The 21,471-nt window shown below is 40.8% G+C and carries 15 protein-coding genes and 1 pseudogene; 12 read left to right on the forward strand and 4 right to left on the reverse strand.

Annotation, left to right across the window (positions count from 1 at the left end; all coding sequences use genetic code 11):
* The first annotated feature begins 52 nt into the window (after positions 1-52).
* The 12 genes and pseudogenes from ACXAG7_RS12800 (at position 53) to ACXAG7_RS12855 (ending at position 11,873) form a co-directional block, all read left to right on the forward strand.
* On the forward strand, positions 53-1,492 hold the full coding sequence (locus tag ACXAG7_RS12800) for a M20/M25/M40 family metallo-hydrolase (protein WP_476667023.1): 1,440 nt from the start codon (positions 53-55) through the stop codon (positions 1,490-1,492).
* A 16-nt stretch (positions 1,493-1,508) separates the two neighbouring features.
* The gene (locus tag ACXAG7_RS12805; protein ID WP_476667024.1) at positions 1,509-3,131 is read left to right on the forward strand and encodes an amidohydrolase; all 1,623 of its coding nucleotides are present in this window, start codon (positions 1,509-1,511) and stop codon (positions 3,129-3,131) included.
* Between the two features lie 59 nt (positions 3,132-3,190).
* A complete protein-coding gene (locus ACXAG7_RS12810) occupies positions 3,191-3,517 on the forward strand; it encodes a DUF3703 domain-containing protein (protein WP_408042943.1) in 327 nt (108 codons plus the stop codon).
* Positions 3,518-3,753: 236 nt separating this feature from the next.
* A complete protein-coding gene (locus ACXAG7_RS12815) occupies positions 3,754-4,296 on the forward strand; it encodes a sigma-70 family RNA polymerase sigma factor (RefSeq protein WP_476667025.1) in 543 nt (180 codons plus the stop codon).
* Positions 4,297-4,380: 84 nt separating this feature from the next.
* Positions 4,381-5,511: a glycerophosphodiester phosphodiesterase gene (locus tag ACXAG7_RS12820; protein ID WP_476667026.1), complete on the forward strand. Its 1,131-nt coding sequence runs from the start codon at positions 4,381-4,383 to the stop codon at positions 5,509-5,511.
* Between the two features lie 156 nt (positions 5,512-5,667).
* Positions 5,668-6,351 (forward strand): NUDIX hydrolase, encoded by a 684-nt coding sequence (locus ACXAG7_RS12825; RefSeq protein WP_408042940.1) that lies wholly within the window; start codon positions 5,668-5,670, stop codon positions 6,349-6,351.
* A 64-nt stretch (positions 6,352-6,415) separates the two neighbouring features.
* A complete protein-coding gene (gene prs, locus ACXAG7_RS12830; RefSeq protein ID WP_476667027.1) occupies positions 6,416-7,249 on the forward strand; it encodes a ribose-phosphate diphosphokinase in 834 nt (277 codons plus the stop codon).
* A 211-nt stretch (positions 7,250-7,460) separates the two neighbouring features.
* A complete protein-coding gene (locus ACXAG7_RS12835; RefSeq protein ID WP_476667028.1) occupies positions 7,461-8,435 on the forward strand; it encodes an ADP-ribosylglycohydrolase family protein in 975 nt (324 codons plus the stop codon).
* Between the two features lie 66 nt (positions 8,436-8,501).
* Positions 8,502-9,056, forward strand: coding sequence for an RNA 2'-phosphotransferase (locus ACXAG7_RS12840; protein WP_476667029.1), 555 nt, complete (start codon positions 8,502-8,504; stop codon positions 9,054-9,056).
* 4 nt (positions 9,057-9,060) lie between these two features.
* The gene (locus ACXAG7_RS12845) at positions 9,061-9,819 is read left to right on the forward strand and encodes a metallophosphoesterase family protein (protein WP_476667030.1); all 759 of its coding nucleotides are present in this window, start codon (positions 9,061-9,063) and stop codon (positions 9,817-9,819) included.
* The gene (locus tag ACXAG7_RS12850) at positions 9,816-10,367 is read left to right on the forward strand and encodes an NADAR family protein (protein WP_476667031.1); all 552 of its coding nucleotides are present in this window, start codon (positions 9,816-9,818) and stop codon (positions 10,365-10,367) included. Before ACXAG7_RS12845 ends, ACXAG7_RS12850 begins: the two co-directional genes overlap by 4 nt.
* A gap of 60 nt (positions 10,368-10,427) precedes the next feature.
* Positions 10,428-11,873, forward strand: a pseudogene (locus ACXAG7_RS12855) (nicotinate phosphoribosyltransferase).
* 48 nt (positions 11,874-11,921) lie between these two features.
* Here the strand turns inward: ACXAG7_RS12855 and ACXAG7_RS12860 are convergent.
* The 4 genes from ACXAG7_RS12860 to ACXAG7_RS12875 form a co-directional block, all read right to left on the reverse strand.
* Positions 11,922-13,265 carry a RagB/SusD family nutrient uptake outer membrane protein gene (locus ACXAG7_RS12860; RefSeq protein WP_476667032.1) on the reverse strand — a complete coding sequence of 448 codons (1,344 nt, stop codon included), beginning with the start codon at positions 13,263-13,265 and terminating at the stop codon, positions 11,922-11,924.
* A gap of 10 nt (positions 13,266-13,275) precedes the next feature.
* Positions 13,276-16,269, reverse strand: a complete 2,994-nt coding sequence (locus ACXAG7_RS12865) for a SusC/RagA family TonB-linked outer membrane protein (RefSeq protein WP_476667033.1) — start codon at positions 16,267-16,269, stop codon at positions 13,276-13,278.
* 148 nt (positions 16,270-16,417) lie between these two features.
* Positions 16,418-17,830 carry a SusD/RagB family nutrient-binding outer membrane lipoprotein gene (locus tag ACXAG7_RS12870; protein WP_476667034.1) on the reverse strand — a complete coding sequence of 471 codons (1,413 nt, stop codon included), beginning with the start codon at positions 17,828-17,830 and terminating at the stop codon, positions 16,418-16,420.
* Between the two features lie 20 nt (positions 17,831-17,850).
* Positions 17,851-21,054 (reverse strand): SusC/RagA family TonB-linked outer membrane protein, encoded by a 3,204-nt coding sequence (locus ACXAG7_RS12875; protein WP_476667035.1) that lies wholly within the window; start codon positions 21,052-21,054, stop codon positions 17,851-17,853.
* Positions 21,055-21,471 lie beyond the last annotated feature (417 nt).

Here is a 21,471-nt window from a genome sequence, read left to right on the forward strand (position 1 = left end):
TCATTTCCCAGCATTTTTACGTAGCTTTAGGTGCTTAAAACTACTCAAATTCATGAAAAAAATAACACTACTAGCCCTTGCTACGCTAGCAAGTTTGGGCGCTTGTCAACGTCCCACAACGCAGGATGCAGCCACTGCTAAAAAAAGTACTGCAGAAGAAAAAATAGATTCAACCAACATAAAACACTTTTTTAATACTGCACTTACCGAAGGAAAATCCTACGAATGGTTACGTGACTTAACCAGTAACATCGGAGGTCGTTTATCAGGGTCTCCAGAAGCTGCCAAGGCAGTAGTATGGGGTGAACAACTCATGAAAGAGGTTGGTCTTGACTCTGTGTGGCTACAACCAGTAATGGTACCGCATTGGGTTCGCGGAGCAAAAGAAACTGCTCATTACGAATTTAAAGGCAGTACAATTGACGTTCCGATTTGTGCACTGGGATTCTCTATTGCCACTCCAAAGGAAGGAATCACAGCAGAAGTAATAGAAGTAAACAGCCTTGACGAAGCCAAACAACTCGGTGAAAAGGCCAAAGGAAAAATCGTTTTTTACAACGGTGCTTTTGATAATAAACTGATCAATACTTTCCAAGCTTATGGCGGTTGCGTTGGACAGCGTTTTGCAGGTGCTGCCACCGTAGGAAAGCTTGGAGCTGTAGGAGTTATTGTTCGTTCTATGACCAATGGAATTGACGATTATCCACACACGGGATCTATGGGTTATGGAGAGATCCCCGAAGAAAATTACATCCCAGCAGCAGCCATTAGCTCAAGAGCTGCTGAAAATCTAAGTACGCACCTGAAGGAAAACCCGAACTTAAAATTCTATTTTAAGCAAAGCTGTCAAACCCTTCCTGACGCCCCATCTTTTAATGTGGTCGGTGAACTAAAAGGTAGCGAGCACCCAGATAAAATTATGGTTGTTGGAGGACATTTGGACTCTTGGGATCTCGGTGATGGGGCTCATGACGACGGTACGGGAATAGTCCAATCATTAGAAGTGGCCTATTTGTTTAAAAAGAACGGTATTCGCCCTAAAAACACCTTGCGCGTCGTATTCTTTATGAATGAAGAAAACGGTTTACGAGGAGCCAAAGAATACCATCACTTAGCCAAAGAAAACAACGAAGTACACATCGGTGCGTTAGAATCGGACGCCGGAGGCCATACCCCACGTGGATTCTCAATCGATGCCAATCCAAAAAACCTTCAGCTCGTGCAGAGTTGGAAAAAATTACTAGCTCCCTACGGTCTGCACGACTTGGTTAAAGGCGGTGGTGGTGCCGATATTTCACCGCTTAAAGACGAGCATGTAACCCTAGTAGGTTACCGACCAGACTCGCAACGCTATTTTGACTATCACCACGCAGTGACAGATACTTTTGACAAAGTCAATAAAAGAGAACTCGAACTCGGAAGTGCATCCATGGCAAGTATCCTTTATTTGATGGACAAATACTTGTATACTTCAGATACTTTAAAACCCTAATTTTGCGCAAATCAGCATGAAAAAAACACTTTACACACTACTAAGTACAGGCCTCTTTTTAGCCCTCGGTGCCTGTGAAACCCAAAAAGAAGCTGACCTATTGGTCATCAATGCTAAAGTTTATACTGTAGATAAATCCTTTAGTACCCAAGAGAGTTTTGCTGTTAAAGACGGTAAATTTATCGCCGTAGGTACCAATGAGGAACTTCAAAAAAGTTACCGTGCAAACGAGGTTATCGACGCAAAAAATGCAGCGGTTTATCCAGGGTTTATAGATGGACATTGTCATTTTTACGGACTCGGATTACAACAACAAAAAGTAGATTTAGTAGGTACGCAAAGCTACCAGGAAGTCCTAGATCGCTTGGTTGCTTTTCAAAAAGAAAAACAAGTTCCCTTTATTACGGGACGCGGATGGGACCAAAACGATTGGGAAGTGAAAGAATTCCCTACCAAAACAAAGTTAGACGAACTGTTTCCTGAAACTCCTGTAGCTATCAGACGCATCGACGGGCACGCCATGCTCGTCAATCAAGCGGCCATCAATCTTGCCGGTATCGATATAAACACCCGTATTGACGGAGGAGAATTCCTCATAAAAGACGGTGCACTTACCGGAGTGTTAATCGATAATGCCATGAATTTCATCAAGGTACCCAAACCGAGTAAAAAAGAACAAATTCAGGCCCTACTCGACGCTCAAAAAATATGTTTTGACTTAGGCTTAACGACGGTTGATGATGCTGGGTTAGACAGAGAAGTTATTGAGCTTATAGACAGTTTACAACATGCGGGAAGCTTAAAAATGCGTATCTACGCCATGATTTCCAATACCGAGAAAAATCTCGATTACTACCTCAACAAAGGCATCATCAAAACAGACCGCTTGCATGTGCGTTCGGTAAAAGTATATGCCGATGGAGCGCTCGGGTCAAGAGGTGCTGCCTTAAAAGACGCATACGCCGATAAAAAAGGACATTTTGGTGCACTCGTTAATTCGTATGACAATTTACAAAGCTTAGCAAAACGCATTGCTGCTTCGGAATACCAAATGAATACGCACGCTATTGGCGACTCTGCGAATTACGTTATGCTAAAAACCTACCATCAAGTACTGCCTACAGAAAATGACAGACGCTGGAGAATTGAGCATGCACAAATTGTAGATGTAAAAGATTTCAAACTGTTTAAAAACGTTTTGCCATCCATTCAACCTACCCATGCCACCTCTGATATGTATTGGGCAGAAGATCGCGTTGGATCGGAAAGAATTCACGGAGCCTATGCGTACAACGACTTACTAAAGGAATACGGAAAAGTGGCCCTTGGGACGGACTTCCCTATTGAAAACGTAAGTCCATTGTATACGTTTTACGCAGCGACGATCCGTAAAGATTTAAAGGGATATCCTGCAGAAGGGTATCAACCCAACAATGCACTCAGTCGAGAAAACGCCCTCAAAGGAATGACCATATGGAACGCATATGGCAATTTTGAAGAAACGGAAAAAGGAAGTATTGAAGTCGGAAAACTCGCTGACTTCATCATACTAGAAAACGATATTATGACCGTTGAAGGAAATAAAATTCCACATACTAAAGTCAATCACACCTATGTTAATGGTGAAAGAGTAAATTAATTCACCGTATAAAACTGCATCTTTTTCTCGGTAGGGCAGTCACTTTATAAAAAACTACCATGTACCGAAAAAAAGCTTTTTATCAAGAACTACAACTCGCAAAAAAGGCACTTCGTAACGCAGCTTACGAAGTGTCTTTTTATCATTTAGAAAACGCTCATATCCTAGGTCAAAAACATTGGTACCGCCATACGCTATCTCATTGCTACATGCTTCACTTTGGTATTCGTACTGCTAACTACAAAGAAATCAAAGGGCAAATCTTACGCATACTTGCCGCCCTACTCATTACCCCAATTTGGGTCCCTAAAGGCAATACCGGTGGGAGCAACATCTCGGCAACGCAACCCTTACCTATACGAAGCGAACTGCAAAAGTTTTTTTAATTCTTTGCATCTATTTACTATTTACAACGTCTACTTAACGACGAAATATTAAAATTAAATAATCATGAATCATAAAAATCAATGTAGCTGTCAATGTGAAGGATGTAAATCAGGTTCTTGTCAAGCTTGTACTTGTGAGAACTGTACCTGTCACAATTGCCAATGTTAAATCAAAAGGAGGATCTCTATTTTTGAAGTCCTCCTCCTTATTTCGCTCTTTTTTGTAAATTTATACTATGAATACACAAGCTGTTTGGAATCAACACGCCGATGATTTACGTTACTTTATACGCAGTAAAGTAAAAGATCCTGTAATAACAGAAGATCTGCTCCACAATGCTTTTATTAAAATACATACCAAGTTAGATTCCCTAAAGAACCGTGATAAACTAAAGTCATGGGTATTCACCATCACTCGCAATGTGATTATGGATTACTTTAAATCGCAAAAAATCGAAGTTACCAGCGATATCCTCGATACTTGTGAGGAAGAGTATCCCCTAGTACATACGGAGAAAGACTGTCTTTATGGAATCATCAAAAATCTGCCAGAAAAATACCGCGTTCCTTTGTTTTTATCAGACATCAAAGGAATGAAACAAACAGAGGTAGCAAAAACGCTAAACCAGAATTTGACCACGACCAAATCTCAAATCCAAAGAGCCCGAAAATTGGTTGCCCAAGGCTTTATCGATTGCTGTGGTTTTGCCATCAATGAAAAAGGAAAACTCATCGGTGAGGTAAAAGACAAAGACGACTGTAAAGTTTGCGCTTCATAAACTAGCTATTAGATAATATTCCCTTTACCATTCCATCATCTTGATTTTGTTTTTTTGTTTTCACAAAATCAAAATGTACCCTTCATGAAACGAATACTTATTACGTTGTGGGCCTGCTGTGCCCTTTCCTCATTCCTCGCTTGTCAAGACAACGATGATCATCCCCAAAAAAACACTCCACTAATCATCGCCCATAGAGGAGCGCAATCGGTATTGCCCGAGCACACCCTAGAAGCGTATCGCAAGGGCATTGAACTAGGCGCCGACTTTATAGAACCCGATCTTGTATTAACCAAAGATGGGCACCTAGTAGTCCGTCATGAGCCCATGCTTTCTGGAACTACTAATGTCGCTGATTTACCTCAGTTCGCTCACTTAAAAACCACCAAAAACCTCGATGGAAAAATGGTTACCGATTGGTTCGTCATTGACTTTAGCTTGGCCGAAATCAAACAATTGAAAGCTAAACAAGCCTATCCAGGCCGACCTAAAAACTACGACAACCAATTCGACATACCCACTTTTGAAGAAGTGATCGAAATCGCTAAAAAAAACACGAGTACTCGCAGCAAAGAAATTGGTATTTATCCTGAAATTAAACACCCCTATTTTCACAATCAAAAGTTCGGTGCCTATTTTATGGAAAAGACACTTATTTCTGTCCTAAAAAAGCACCAACTACACGAGTACGACGCTCCTATTTTTGTGCAGTGCTTCGAAGTTGCCCCACTACAATACATCAATCAGCAAATCGATGTCCGACTCGTGCAACTCATATCTACTTATGGAGTTAAAAAAGATGGTCGTTTAAACTTTGACCTTCCCGAAGGTGATTTTATCTCCTACGTAGCTCCCTACGATTTTCATCAGCGCGGTGACACGAGAACCTATGCTTATTTCAGCACGCCTGAAGGAATGAAATACACCGCTCAATACGCAGACGGCATCGGACCTTGGAAACCTTTTATCATTTCCTATAAAACATCAGAGGACGGCAAAATTACATTGAACAAACCCAGTAATTTTATAAAGCTAGCCCACCAATACGGTTTAAAAGTACATCCCTACACCTTTAGAAACGAAAATACCCAATGGAGTTCAGGAACTGCTGAAAAAGAATACCACCTCTTTTTTGACGCAGGAGTTGACGGTGTTTTTACCGATTATACCGATGAGGCTGTTCGCGCTTTAAAAAGTTGGAAAAAAAAGAATTAATACAAATATCTGCAACAAAACGATGCTCCTAAAAGCGATTTAGTTTTGAAAATTTGCCGAGCTATTTACCCTCAAAAAAAGAAGCCCGCCACCGTGCGGGCTTTTACACTGCTAGAATGTTTTGTAACTTTGCGTTGAATAAACGCTTATAATCCTATGCCACAAAACATCAAAGTTGCCGTAGATGCCGTCGTATTTGGTTACGAACAAAAAAAACTATCTGTACTACTCATCAAACGCGGTATAGCTCCGTATCTAGGATCTTGGGCATTGCCAGGAGGATTGGTACACGACGAAGAATCTTTGGAAAATGCCGTTCGCAGGGAGCTGATGGAAGAAACCAATGTGACTATTGACTATCTCGAACAACTGTATACTTTTGGCACCCCTAATCGCGATCCGAGAAACAGAGTCATTAGCGTTTCTTATTTTGCCTTGGTCAGTCCACAAAATTTTAAAATTGACGCAAGTACAGACGCTGCTGATGTCCAGTGGTTTCCGATGGATGCACTGCCTGAACTCGCCTTTGACCACAAAAAAATAATTGACGCAGCACTGGATAGACTTCGAAACAAAATCAATTACCAGCCTATTGGATTTGAATTGTTGAACTCCGAGTTTCCGTTTTCAGATCTAGAACAACTCTACCAAACAATCCTAAATAAAAGTCTCGATCGCAGAAACTTTCGAAAAAAAATCATGAGTTTTGGTATCCTTACGGAAACCGATAAAATGCACCAGCCTACAAGCGGACGTCCCGCTAAATTATATCAATTCAATGCAGAAAAATACAGCGAACTCCTAAACGAGGGATTCCATTTCGAAATTAAGTTTGCGTAAAAAAAACACAAAAATATTTTTTCAACCCAAAATGTTTTTTACATTTGCGTAAAAAAAACGCAATATGTATTTACACCTTGATCCCAATTTTATACCCTTTACCAGTGAATGCGATCTTGTTTTCGAAACCAGCACCTTTCCAGGTGGTGAGCCACACATTCGCATCGCATCAGAAATCACTTCTGAAGAGGTGACCATAACACATCGCATCAAAGAGTTTAACGATGTTGGTGTTTTACTCATTGCGACGAATGCCTTACGAAATATGGGCGTTGAAAAAATTCATCTCGTGCTTCCCTATTTCCCTGGGGCTCGACAAGATCGCTTAATGACCGATGGCGAAGCGCTGACCGCAAAAGTCTACGCCGAACTTTTAAATGCACAAAACTATAAGACAGTTCGCATTTTTGACCCGCATTCCGATGTGAGTCCGGCCTTAATCAATCGTTGTAAAGTGATTTCTAACCTCGGATTTATAAAACAGGTATGTAGTGAGTTACCTAAAGATCTTTGCTTGATTTCTCCCGATGGTGGTGCTTTAAAAAAAATATACAAGCTCGCCCAACAGCTAGAGCACTACCCGGTTATTGAAGCTTCAAAAACTCGTGACGTACGTACAGGAGCGCTCTCAGGGTTCAAGGTATACACCGATGATCTGGCAGGAAAAGACTGCTTGCTTATCGATGATATATGTGATGGCGGAGGAACCTTTTTAGGATTAGCCCAGGAATTGAAGGCCAAAAATGCAGGAAAACTATACCTCGCAATCAGCCATGGCATCTTCAGTAAAGGGCTCACTGCCGTAGAAAATACATTCGAACGTATATACGTAACTGACAGCTTTCAGAACTATCAATCTGAATCTCTTACGCAAATACGCCTTAATACACTATTGTAATACTAAGGTTGTGGAAAGAGCTTACAAAGCTGTTGCTAAAAGCCTTTACTACTGGAGTCGTAATTGCTTTCTCAGCACACTAGTAATTTCTGAACTTATACGAACTGTCGTTGGAATGCAAAGCGCTGCTCCTCTTAAAAAATACTAGGGAGTTGGCACAACTAGCACTCGTGAGTGCGATGCAAAACAGTAACTAAAACAACAAATTGTTATGAAGAACTCATTTAATTGTTACCCCTCATTTATAGGCTTTGCTATGGGAGATGCTCTTGGGGTCCCTGTAGAATTCAAAAGCAGGTCAGAACTCCATCGAAACCCTGTAACAGATCTAAGAGGATTCGGGACACATCATCAACCTCCAGGAACTTGGTCTGACGATAGTTCAATGACCTTTTGCACTGCAGAAAGCATCTGTTCGGGCACGGAACTCCATCGATTAGCGAATAGTTTTTGCCTGTGGAAAAACCATGCGCATTGGACCCCTCACGGTACGGTTTTCGACATCGGTATTCAAACGACAAAAGCTCTTGATCACTTGCATTTACTGGTTGAACGAGAGGACTACGACGCACTGAACTACTTGAAGTCTAACGAAGATGAATATACCAACGGTAACGGTTCATTGATGCGCATTTTACCCTTCGTTTTTACCACACAACACATGGACCCCAGCCTTCAATTTGAGTATCTTTGGAAAGTCTCTTCGTTGACGCATCCACATATTCGCGCAGCAATTGCCTGCTGGTTCTATGTACAGTACAGTCAGTTTCTATTGCAGGACCTCGACAAGTTTGAAGCGTTTTACAAAACACAAGAGGCCTTACGAGTACTTTTAGAAGTTAAGGGCATCGTTTCAAGAGAACGTGCTGTATTCGAAAGAATACTAAAAAAAGATTTTTGGCAACTCAAACCGAATGCCATTGCTTCAAGCGGCTATGTTATCCACACGCTGGAAGCTAGTTTGTGGTGCTTGCTCACCAGCACCAGCTACGAGGAAGCCGTACTAAAAGCCATTAATCTGGGGGATGATACGGACACTACGGGAGCGGTTACCGGTGGATTGGCAGGTTTGTATTTCGGGATTGATACCCTTCCTAAAAGCTGGCTCTTACAACTGGCCAGACTTGACGACATTCAAAACCTCTGTACCAATTTTAACCGCATGTTGCAGTCAAAATTCTCCTAAGCACCTGAGCATGCATTAGCGTACTAACAGCTGATAACATGCTCATTAATTTTAATTAAATTGAAAATGAAAAATACCACTAAAAAAAGTAAATATTTAAGTCTTTTACTAAGACATCAGCCCGAAGCAATCGGGCTGGTTTTAGACAATGAAGGCTGGGCTTCTGTTGAAGAGCTCTTACTAAAAATAAATCGAACATCCTTTAGTCTTAGTTTTAACGAACTCAAAGAAATTGTAGCTAGCAATTCTAAGAAAAGGTTTTCCTTTTCAACTAATCAAACAAAAATTCGCGCTAATCAAGGACATTCTATTCGTCGCATCGAGTTGGAGCTAGAAAAAACACAGGCACCAGAATTTCTTTATCACGGAACTGTGGTCGACTTTTTGGACGCTATCCGAAAAGAAGGTCTCAGTAAAATGTCGAGAAATCACGTCCATCTCAGTACCGAACGCAGTACTGCCAACCAGGTAGGTAGTAGACGAGGTAAGCCTGTCATTTTAAAAGTTAATGCCCGTCGTATGCAAAGAGAAGGTTATGATTTTTACCTTTCAGACAACGGCGTTTGGCTGACGGATTTTGTTCCGGCAGCATTTATCGAATTCCCAAACAATACTAAATAGAAAAATGAAAACATATGTTATCGGAGACATCCACGGTGGCCTTAAGGCACTGCAACAGCTCATACAAAAAGTGACACTTCGTCCTACTGATCAGCTAATTTTTCTCGGCGATTACGTAGACGGCTGGAGTGACGCTGCCACTACCATTGACTACCTCATCAACTTAGCCAAACAATACACATGCATCTTTATCAAAGGAAATCACGATATATGGTGCCAAGAATGGCTGGAAGGTACTGCAAACAATGAACTTTGGCTTGCACATGGCGGTAGCGCAACCGTAACAAGCTATGCAGCACTCAGCGACAAGGAACGAACAGCGCACCTGGCTTTTTTCAGGAGCATGCTTCCGTACTATATCGATTCCGAACAACGACTGTTTATACATGCTGGATTTACTTCTATGCACGGTGTACACAAGGAGACCTTCACAAAGAATTTTCACTTTGATCGAACGCTTTGGGAGACCGCTTTGGCTGCTCATCAAATCTATGAAATCGACGACTACTATCCAGAACGCTTACGACATTACAAGGAAATATACATAGGCCATACCCCTACTACACGTTACAAGCAATCGACACCTATGCGCGCTACCAACGTTTGGAATATTGATACAGGCGCGGCCTTCAAAGGAAGGTTAAGCATGCTAGACATTGAAAATAAATCGTTCTGGCAAAGCGAACCAGTATACCAATTGTACCCCACTGAAACGGGAAGAAACAAAAGCCCCTACAGACTCATCAAAACAAAAAAATCATGAAATACACCCATAAAACCACCCGATTACAATACGAACAAAACCCACAACAAAAATTCATTTTTTTCTGGGGACACCAGCCTTCAAAAGATGGTAGTATCATCAAAAGTTGTTTTAGCCAATGGTGGGAAGCTTCTTTCGAAATAGCCGGTATTTCCTACCCTACGGCGGAGCACTATATGATGGTTGAAAAAGCCAGACTCTTTAAGAATTTAGATTTGATCGAACCTATGCTCAAAGCAAAACATCCCCATGCTGTAAAAAAGCTCGGAAGGAGTGTTAAAAATTTTGATAGTGTTGTTTGGAATCAGCATCGCTTTGACATCGTTAAAACCGCCAACCTCGAAAAATTTGCACAAAATAAAGCACTAAAAACGTATTTACTAAATACTGGTGACCGCATTATCGTAGAAGCCAGTCCTGTGGATGCCATCTGGGGGATTGGTCTTGCCGAAAACGATCCGAAGGCATTAAATCCAAACCATTGGGAAGGTGAAAACCTACTGGGGTATGCACTGATGGAAGTTCGTGATCTCTTAAAAAAATCCTGAGTTTTATTGTGAGATTATTTTACTTTGCGTATTTTTGACACAAATTAAAAAATTAACACTATGAACCCATTATTATATACAGACGGATACAAGGTAGATCATCGACGACAATACCCAGAAAACACCAGCTTGGTATATTCTAATTAGACGCCGAGAAAAAGTAGAATTCAAGGAGTTGACAAGGTAGTATTTTTTGGACTACAATACTTCATCAAAAAATACATCCTCGAAGAATTTCGTCACCATTTTTTTAACAGACCTAAAGAAGAAGTTTGTGCAAGCTACAGTAAAAGAATCGACAATTACTTAGGGGCAAACCAAGTAGGAATCGAACACATTGCCGCTTTGCATGATTTGGGGTATATACCCATGGTCATTAAAGCCCTCCCTGAAGGAGTGGAAGTACCTATTCGCGTACCGATGTTTACCATGTATAATACCTTACCAGAATTCTTTTGGTTGACCAATTATTTCGAGACCTTGCTCTCAACAACGATATGGCTACCTTGTAATTCGGCAACTATTGCCAAACAATACCGACAATTATTGGATACCTATGCTGAACAAACAGCTTCTACCCCTGAAATGGTAGCTTGGCAAGGACATGATTTTTCAATGCGAGGCATGGCAGGATTGGAAGCAGCTGTATTAAGTGCTGCCGGACATTTATTACACTTTACCGGAACAGATACCATTCCAGCAATTGACTTTTTAGAGCACTATTACAATGCTGACGAGGACAAAGAATTAATTGGAGGATCGGTAGCAGCCACAGAACACTCTGTAATGTGCATGGGTACAAATAGTGGTGAACTCGCAACTTTTAAGCGATTGATTACAGAAATCTATCCGAGCGGAATCGTCTCTATAGTTTCTGATACTTGGGATTTATGGAAAGTACTTACGGAGTACCTTCCTACGCTAAAAAAGGAGGTCCTAAACCGTGATGGTAAAGTTGTAATACGACCTGACAGCGGAGATCCTGTAGCAATTATCTGTGGCGATCCAGATGCCGAACATCCAGCTGCACAGAAAGGAGTTGTTCAACTGCTTTGGGATATTTTTGGCGGTACTACCAATACCAAAGGATACAAAGAACTAGATGCGCATATCGGAGCTATTTACGGCGATAGTATCACCCTAGAACGCGCCGAACGCATTTGCAAAGGTTTGGCTCAAAAAGGCTTTGCCAGTACCAATGTCGTTTTAGGTATTGGTTCATTTACCTATCAATACAATACTCGAGACACCTTCGGATTTGCGATGAAAGCTACCTACGGAGAAGTTTCAGGAGAGGGACGTGAAATTTACAAGGACCCCATCACCGATGATGGAACAAAAAAATCGGCAAAAGGCTTGTTAAAAATAACACTAGACAACGGTAACTATCAGTTACACGACCAAGTTTCATGGGATGAAGAGCAGCAAGGAGAACTGCGCGAAGTATTCAGAGATGGTCAGTTACTTATTGATGACAGTCTAAGCAATATTCGAAAACGCTGTTAGACGACTATCAATGTTCCTAAAAAATCAAGGCCCTTTTCAGGGCCTTTGTTAATATCCTTTATTCTGCTCCATTAATTTATTGGTATCCATTTCCGATTGTGGGATCGGCATAACTAATGCATCAGCATCCCAAGGTAAATGACCTACGGACTGATGTGTTCGTTTTAAATCGTGAATCAAAAATCCTTCAAAAGCCAATTCATACTGACGCTCTCGTAAGATAGTCGCCAAACTCAATATCTTTAAAGTTTTCGCCCCAGCTCGATTTCGTATTGCATTAATATCCGACACTGGACTCGCCCCTACTGATTGTCCTAGTCTAAAGTTAGTCTCTGCCCGTATTAAGTACATTTCAGCCAAACGTATCAACGTAATATTTGCGTATTTCGACATAAACTTCGCTGTCAAGCCCCCTCGATCTTTTATCAAATCGTATTCGTCAGTAACGAAAGAAGCTCTGACATCCTGATTAGAATCAAAGCCCGCATAATAACTGCTATTAATCCAAATATCTCCACCTCTTCCCCCGTGTTTTTGAGAAGCGTAATAGGTAATAAGCAAATTGACTCCCGTTTGATCTGTCACCTGATAAGAGAGTATATCTTCATTAGTGTTGTTGTCATTATTAAAAACCAAAGAATAGTCCGAAAGTAATTGACGTCCACTGTAGCGAATAACAGCATCTGCTTGCTCTCGTGCCGCTTCGAAGTCACCTTTTTGCAAGTACACGCGCGCGAGCAGTCCTTTTGCGGCATATTTATCGGCAAATACCCCATTGTATTCCGGAAGGGCAAGTACCGCTGCTTTTAAATCTTCTATAATCTGCTCGTATACCTCGCTCACTGTACTTCTAGCAATTGATTGGTCAGTAGTATAATCGACAATTCCTTTTAAACGCAAGGGAACACCCAAATCAGTATGAGCGGTCCGAGCGCTGTAGCTTGGCGCAAAGTTTCTTACCAAGTCAAAATACGCATAAGCTCTTAAAAAATAAGCTTGTCCTTTTAACGAATTCCTGTCTTTTGCACTGACCTGATACGCATTATCCAGAACGAGGTTTACCGCATTAATTAACTTGTAATTCAACCGCCAATTTCGCGCTATCATACCGTTATAGCTAAGTATCTTTTTATTAAAAATTTGACGAGGCCCCACAAAGGTCCCTGTCCATGATACTTGACCGGTACTTCCTAATAAATCAGCCATTACGAAGCTATTCCCGGTTACGCTTAACGTAGTATAACTACCTAACAACAAAGCTTTAATATTAGCCTCGCTCGAAACAGCTTGCTCCTGACTTATACTCTGCTGCGGTGCAATATTTAAACGATCGACGCAAGACATCACAATAGCTGCCAGGACTAACACAATTATTTTTTGTACTATTTTCATCAGTTTCAACTTAAAATTTAACTTGTACTCCGAACGCTATTGTCGTAGGTGCGGGTGCTGAATAAAAAGCGGTTCCACGTGACTGTAGAGAACCGTCATATCGGGCTTCTGGATCATAACCAGAATAATTTGTCAATGTCCATAAGTTCAATGCAGACATATACAGACGCAGCTTGGAAAGGTGTATTTTTTGAGTAAACCGGCGCGAAAAATTATAGCCTACAATCACATTCCGCAATCGGATAAAATCACCACTTTCTAACCAACGTGTAGAATTGGCTGTTCCGTTAGCATCGCCTAATCGCGGTTGAGGTACTTTCGTTTGGTCACCGGGTTTTTGCCATCGATTTAATTGGTCGTGAGTTTGATTGTCAAACCAATCGGCATTTGCCGACTGGTAACGGCCTCCACCATTGTATATTTTAGCGCCCCATTCACCGCCTATCGTACAGGAAAGGTCCACATTTTTATACCTAACATTGGAAGTCAAACCACCAATCCACAATGGATTGGGATTTCCAGTTACGACTCTCTGGGCTTTTGAAACATCATTGGTAACTACCTTCGAGCGCTTACCGTTTATCAAGTTATTAGTATAATACAAGGCGTCTCCATTAGCAGGATCTACTCCGGCGTACTCGATTAAATAAAAGGAATTCACAGGCTGATTAACGCGAAGAATATTTTGACCTTTGATTTGATCCGCATTGTCATTTGGCAAAGAGGTAATCTGATTTTTATTTTGAGCTGCATTGGCACTTATACTCCAGTACCAATCCTTACTATCCAACAATTTCCCCGTTAACTCGAACTCAAGTCCGGAAGATTTAAGCCCTCCTATATTTTCGTATATCTGCGACTCACCCGATGAATAGGGCAATGCCTTCGCAAAAAGTAAGCCATCGGTTCTCTTATCGTAATACACAATACTACCACTGAGATCATTTTCAAATAACCCAAATTCCAAGCCGATATCTAACTGTCGTGAAGACTCCCATTTCAAATGCTTGTTTCCCGCTTGGGAGCTTTCAATTCCCGGCAGCTTATTATATGAGTTTGCCGTATAAAGATTTAAAAAGCGAAAATCCCCGATATTAGCATTTCCTAACAATCCATAGCTTCCTCTCACTTTTAAGAACGACAGTTCCTTCCAAAAATTAAAAAATGACTCCTCACTGAGTACCCAACCTGCGGATAGGGATGCAAAATTTCCGAATCGATGTTGTTTACCAAATCTGGAGGCCCCATCACGCCGAAACGAAGCCTTTACTAAAAGCTTATTCTTATAACTGTAATTCAGCCGAGTAAAATACGAAAGGAACGAATTTTTACGAATGGCCCCATCTCCTTTCGTAATTTTTGCAGCGCTACTCACATTGTGAAAGCCTTCTTCTGGAAATTCGATCCCCGTAACACTGATAAACCTTCGATTTTTTTCATTGTATTCCATCCCCAACACCCCTGTAAAACTGTGAATATCGTCGTGTTTCTTAAATTCCAAATAATTTGCCCAGTTATACGATTCCGTCGTTACACTTGACGCATACGCTCTTCCATTCGTGGCCATAAAGGGCGTTTTTTTCCCTCGGAATGCATCGGTTGCCTGCGCATAGGTATCCAATCCGAAATTACTATTAAAAGCAAGTCCATTTCCCAGCTCATAGGCACCTATCACATTTGCAATTATTCTCCTTATGGTTGTTTTGTTTCTCGCGTATTTCTTTTCTAATAAGAAATTAGCGTATACCGTGTTTCTAAAGGGTTCTCCTGAGGCATCAAATGCAGGAGATATGGGTGCCTGTGCCACTGCTTGAAGGGGTGTTAAAAAAGAACCGTCATTGGCCACACGGTAAATTCCAACCCTACTATAGCTCAAACTGGCCCCCAAAGCAAACTTGTTTTTAACCTTGTGATTTACCCGTAACCGACCTCCAAGTCGCTCCATGGCATTTCCCACAACAATTCCTTGAGTATTATTAAAATTAGTACTAAAAAAATACTGGGTATGCTTAGTTCCTCCCTTCGCTGAAAAATCAAAATTCCGAGTGTTCCCTCGTTGAAGAGCCATCCCCTGCCAATCCGTATCTACCGCTCCATTTTCCCAATCCGTATGATTTGCATAACGATCAAAGCGATTTTTCACAAAAGCTTCACTCGACCAGGAAGAATTTCTTCCCGCCTCTAAAAACAAGGTGACGTATTCTTTAGCATTCAGCCATTTTCGAGTATGGCTGGGGCTACTTATGCCGGATGAAAAATTCAAGTCGTATTGCATTGCTCCCGACTTCCCTTTTTTAGTACTAATAAGCACTACTCCATTGGCTCCTCGGGCACCATAAATTGCCGCAGACGAAGCATCTTTTAAAATATCTATCGATTCGATTTCATTTTGATTGAGTGTTAATAAGGGATTTAATGGTGACCCGTTGGTCGATTCATTATCGTTAATCAAAGGCATACCATCAATGACATACAATGGTTGGTTCCCTGCACCTAGACTCGATTGACCTCGAATACGAACGTTCAAACCTCCTTCTACTTTCCCGTTCATCCTCCTTATCTGAACTCCGGTAGCTTTACTTGTCAAGCTATTAAAGACACTAGGCGTAGGAATTTCTTGGAGTTGTTTTCCTTGAATGGTGACAATATTGTCAGTCAACCTTCTTTTTGATTGGGTACCAAACCCGACAACTACTACCTCTTCCAAAACATTCGGCTTTAATTGGATTACTAATAGAGATTGATTGACAATTTGCACTTCCTTTGGTCGAAATCCTACATAACTGATTAGCAATGTAGCCCCTATGGACGCTCGGATTTTAAATTTCCCAGAGCTATCCGTAGTGGTTCCTTGGGTGGTTCTTTTATTCAATATCGAAACGCCGTATAAGGGCATGACACCGTCGGTCACTTTACCCTCAATCTCTATTTGTTGTGCATAGACCGTTAGCATTGTAAAGAAACAGCTTACAATGGAGCACAGTATCTTACGAAATGTCTTCATCTATTTTTAAATTTTTACTCTTTATTACTACTAAATCCTAGGTTCAGGGACGCTCATTACCTTGTGATTCGCTACATTTTTTTCACAAAAAATTCCTCTTAATTGATACGGCTACGAGCTAGTACTGGCATCTTAAAATTTTCATGAATTACTTAGCCCACCACACTTTGGTATCTAAATTGTCGGGACCTTGTAAAGCGAGTGCTTTTCTGTAGTTTGCTTCATTGGCACTTATGGCACTGAGCGGATAGGCTTGTCTGTTGGGAATTCCTTTGGTAATTGCTGCCACTGGTTTTTTCAAGGGCACTTGAAATTCTCCTTGCTTTCTCCAATCAAACCAAGCCTCATAACCTTGTAAAAACAGGGCTACCCATTTTTCGTAGGCAATAGACCTCATCCCTATAAAGGCTGGTCGCTTTTGCAAATATCGAACTATATCGGCCTGTGAAACTCCCCACTGTTCCATAGAAGCTCGAATACCTTGCTCGTAATAATACGCTGCTGTATGCCTTTGATCCCAACCGTAATGCGCAGCTTCTGCCGCATTGAAATACATTTGCGCTGCTGTCAGGAGATATCCTTTTGCTCGTTGATTATAAATCACAGATTTCGTGATAAATGAAAAAGTATTGGTTCTTGAATTAATAGCGCCATATGGAGCGCCGTTGTACACATGAGTGCTCACGGCTTTTTCACCGTATTTTTCTAGGCGCGGATCTTCTGGTGCTACATTGGTTCCCTTGCCTATCAGGGCGTTTACAAAGGTATCACTGAGCAAATAATCGGAACGGGTTTGAAATCTATCTTGCCATGGATTGTCATGATTTTCATCCTCTAAATACGGGAAATAAAAATTGTCATTATTTGAAAAAATCACGCCGCCATTGAGTGCTTTTTGGTAATACATTTTCCCCAAACTCGGTGCTTTATGAGAAAGTCGAACTGCCATATTCATCATCAATGAATACCCAAATAGCCTCCATTTCCTCATATCGCCCTTAAAGATGATGTCCCCTGTAGGACCAGCTCCATGATCAATCTGTAAAATTGCCTCCTCAATTTCCTTAAATAAAGACCGATATATGGTCTCTTGTGTATCAAACTTATTGAACTCAACGGATAAATCATTCGCAGTGCTGTAAGGAAGCATTCCCCAATTATCCGTCATAAACTGAAAATAGAAAGCCCTTACCAATCGCGCTACGGCAATTTGATTATTATTAGAACCGTACAAACTACTTTTCTCCTTTGTTTTGGGATTTGTATTCAACGCAATCACCTTGAGTAAATTTGTAATAGCGTGATAGTAGTTTACATAATCAAATCGTTGGGTTCTGTAAAGCGACATCGAATTGTATTGTTCATTCGCCAAATATTGAACGTATAACGAAGGTCTGGCCTCAGAATATATGCTACCTAAAGCCAGTTGTCCTGAACCCAAAAAGGCAGAGGCAATGGCCACACTAGGTTCGTTCGGATTGATCACAGCATCGCCAAAATCTGCGTTTTCACAAGCTGCCAAAGACAGTAACATCACCGTCATTTTTATTATTTTTCTCATGGTAATTCGTTTTTGATAGGTTAAAACTTTAAGCGAATATTGAATCCAAAGATCCTTATCCCTGGTAGTTGCCCACCTTCCATAAAACTGACAGTTCCGACGGCACTATCACCATAGGGCTGTTCAAGTCGTGAAGGATCTATATTGGGGATCGCATTGAATAATAGAAAGGCGTTGTTTACATAAGCGTAGCAATTGATTTGATCAAACCCCAGTTGGTGGGTTAATTGATTTGGCAATTGATACCCTAGCTTAATATTTCTGACAGCCAGATAACTGGCATCATAAGTAAACTCGCTCATATTCCCAAACTGATTTCCCCACCAGGTTCGCGGATTCACCAAATAGGAAACCGGTTCTCCATTTCGGTTGACACCATTAATTTTAATCCCTCCTGAGTTGCTTTTCGCTTTTTCAAAAGGAACACTTAAGCCTACACCACTTCTATTGACCAATACAGCGCCGCTACTACCAGTCAAATCATCTCTCTTCGGGTTCCCCAGTGCATTATTACCTACGGTATCAGCACCTAATCCAGATGAATTCACGAACATACGCGTGATCGAAAAATACTTTCCCCCCATCTGAAAATCCATATCAATGGCCAATGAAAAATTTTTGTATTTAAACGAGTTGATAAACCCACCGGTAAAGGAAGGCAAGTAATTTCCTAAATACTTAGTATCTTCAGTTACGTATCCCGTACCTAAATCATTAATTACTTTTTTACCTCCAATTTCTTTTACCTTTCTTCCGTAAACTTCTCCCCATTGATGACCTTCCTGATTGCGCAATATGAGCCCGCCCCATCTCGAACTTAAAAATTGATAGTCACTTCGGGTGGTTGTATTACTCACTTTGTCTACCCTCCGTTTCAATTGAGCGATATTTACGTTGGATTCCCACGAAAAGTTTTCATTTTTTACAGGAATAAAACTCAGTCCCAGCTCTAAACCTTGATAGGTTTGCTTTCCTTCATTTTGGAACAGTGCTGAAACTCCCTTTGTCGGGTCGATGTTTACACTTACAGGCAATCCTTCATCTATTTTTTTGAAGTACGTAGCATCTACAGAAACTCTCCCTTTAAACAACTGAAATTCAGACCCCACTTCAAACTCCGTTCGCTCCGCTCCTCTTAAAAATGGATTGGGTTTTTTAGACTTTATATCGAGAAGAGGATGACCATCAAAAGCCTTCAATACACTATAGGTTTCTTGAGTATCATAGGCCCCCGGAAAATTGGGTGCTTGAGCAAAACTCGTTCTAAATTTCACATAAGTCAACACATCGTTTTTAGGTAGTAACTCACTTGCTATCCAACTCAAAGACAAACGCTTTGTATCAACTGCATTTCGCTGAACACTTGCCGACGAATTCCAGTCACGACGATAACTTCCTTCTAAAAAAAGGTCTTTCCTAAAACCTATCGAACCCGTTATGTACAATGCTCTGTTTTTAATAATTGTTGTTCTCGAAGTATAAGAAGGTCTATCAACAGACGAAGCGACGCTAAAGAAATCAGGAATGCTCAATCCGTTAACAGTCGCTCCTGAAAAGAATTTATTACTGTAGTCACTATATTCAAAACCTCCAATAGCTGCCAAACTAAAATCGCCCAACGTTTTGTTATAAAACAGCTGTCCTACCAAAAGATTCCTATCCCTCATTATTGTGTATTCTTTGTAGGAAGGACGTTGTAACAAACCGAATCCAGTTCTGGAATCCCCTGTAAGTTGGTTGTAGGTTTTTTTCAGAGAGAGTTTCGCTTTTAACGCATTCGAAATGGTATAGATAAAATCAACATTTCCAAAAACCGATTTGTAATCATCGTGCTTCAGATTCTCATACAACTCTGCATATACAGAGTTCCAATACTTCGGACGCGGATTTCGAGGTCCTCGAATGTTCCAACTCACCTTGTTCCCTCCTTGCGTGTAGTCTTTTAGATTGTCAATATCCAACTGTTGCTGCCACCACTGATAAAAGTTAGCTCCTAGAGAACCATAGCCTTCTCGAGGATTGTTTAAGGTACTGCGATCATTATATGAAATGTTCGCTGCAACACTGAACTTCGGTGTTGCCTTCATGTTCAAATTGACAGTTAAACGATTGGTAACTCTTTTGGTATTCGGCAAGGTAAGCGTTCTATCATTTCTCAATAGATTAACCTTGAGATTATAGCTTTCGCCAGTTTTGTTAAACGTCAAATTGTGTTTGGTACTTACTGCTGTTTGAAAAAAACCTGCGGATCCTCCATAGTATTTCCAAGGTGTTTTTTGTCCGAACTTCGCATTACTAGGCACCCAGCTATACCACTGTCTTACAAGGGTTCCATCGAGCTTAGGTCCCCACGATTCGTCTGCGTAGTACTGGGGCATCAGGTCTCCTTCAAAAACTGCCCATGACGCTGGGTCTTTAGTCGCATCAAAGTGAAACACATCAAATTTTTGACTATACCCACCTCCGTATTCGGTTTGTAATTTTGGCATAAAATAATCCGAGTTCCCCAATTCAACAGCTCCATCGTAGATGATTTGAGTTTCCCCAGGATTGACGGAATTTACCGTATTGATAATTACGACCCCGTGTGCGCCTTCCGGACCGTATAAGGCACTCGCCGCAGATCCTTTTAATACGGACATGTTCACTATATTTTCGGGATTTACATCGTTGATGTTTTGTAATCGGACCCCATCTACTACGTACAAGACATTCACATCACCACGCAGTCGAATGGTGGACGTTTTAAATCCTGACGAAGGTGCACCGACCACCTGAACCCCTGCTATTTTTCCTGACAAGGCATTGGAGACATCCGTTTGTTTGCTTGAAACAAGCTTTTCTGCCCGAATTGATTGCTGGGCATATCCCAAGCTCTTTTTTTGCTTCTTTATCCCCAGCGCAGTAATCACCACCTCATCCAAGGTAGCATTTTCTACCATTTCCACATCCATTACAGTTGTCGTGGATAGTACTTTTTTCTCTACCGTTTTCATCCCGAGAAAATGAAAAGTCAACACAGTACCCTCCGTGACTTCTATTTTATAGAATCCTTGTACATCTGTAGTAGTACCTTTTGTTGTCCCTTTGATTAAAACAGTTACTCCCATCAAAGGATCTTTCTTATTCGTAATTGTCCCCGTTACCTCTTTGCTTTGTCCTGACATGCTCCATGACAGGATCATTGTTATAAGGATGGAGATATTTTTACATAATTGTGTCATAGAAAATTGATTTAGAAATCGTAGTAGCAATTTCAAAAACCAAAACACTAAAAGCAAGGAAGTTTGTGGGGTGAAGGCTCCATAGCCCCCAGTAATACAGCGCTATTCGACAAAAATAAGATAGAAGATATTACCATAAAATATCCGTCTATTTAATGGAACTAAAAAACTATAAAAGCTAACAAGAATAATATTACATGAATGAATAAAGTCAATCGATAAAAACAGCCTGGTAAAAACAAGAAAAAAAACAGTAAAAAAAGTCAAACTTTAACATTTTGACTCCTAAAAAAAAAGGAGTAAAACAATATTATAAGACTTTATAGTTACGAATAAATAACCCCAAAATTGACAAAACGTCAAATCTAGAAGATACACTAATAAAAATGTGCGCTTTAAATCAACTATATTAGACCT

The organism is Tenacibaculum sp. AWR4_210 (assembly GCF_056160945.1).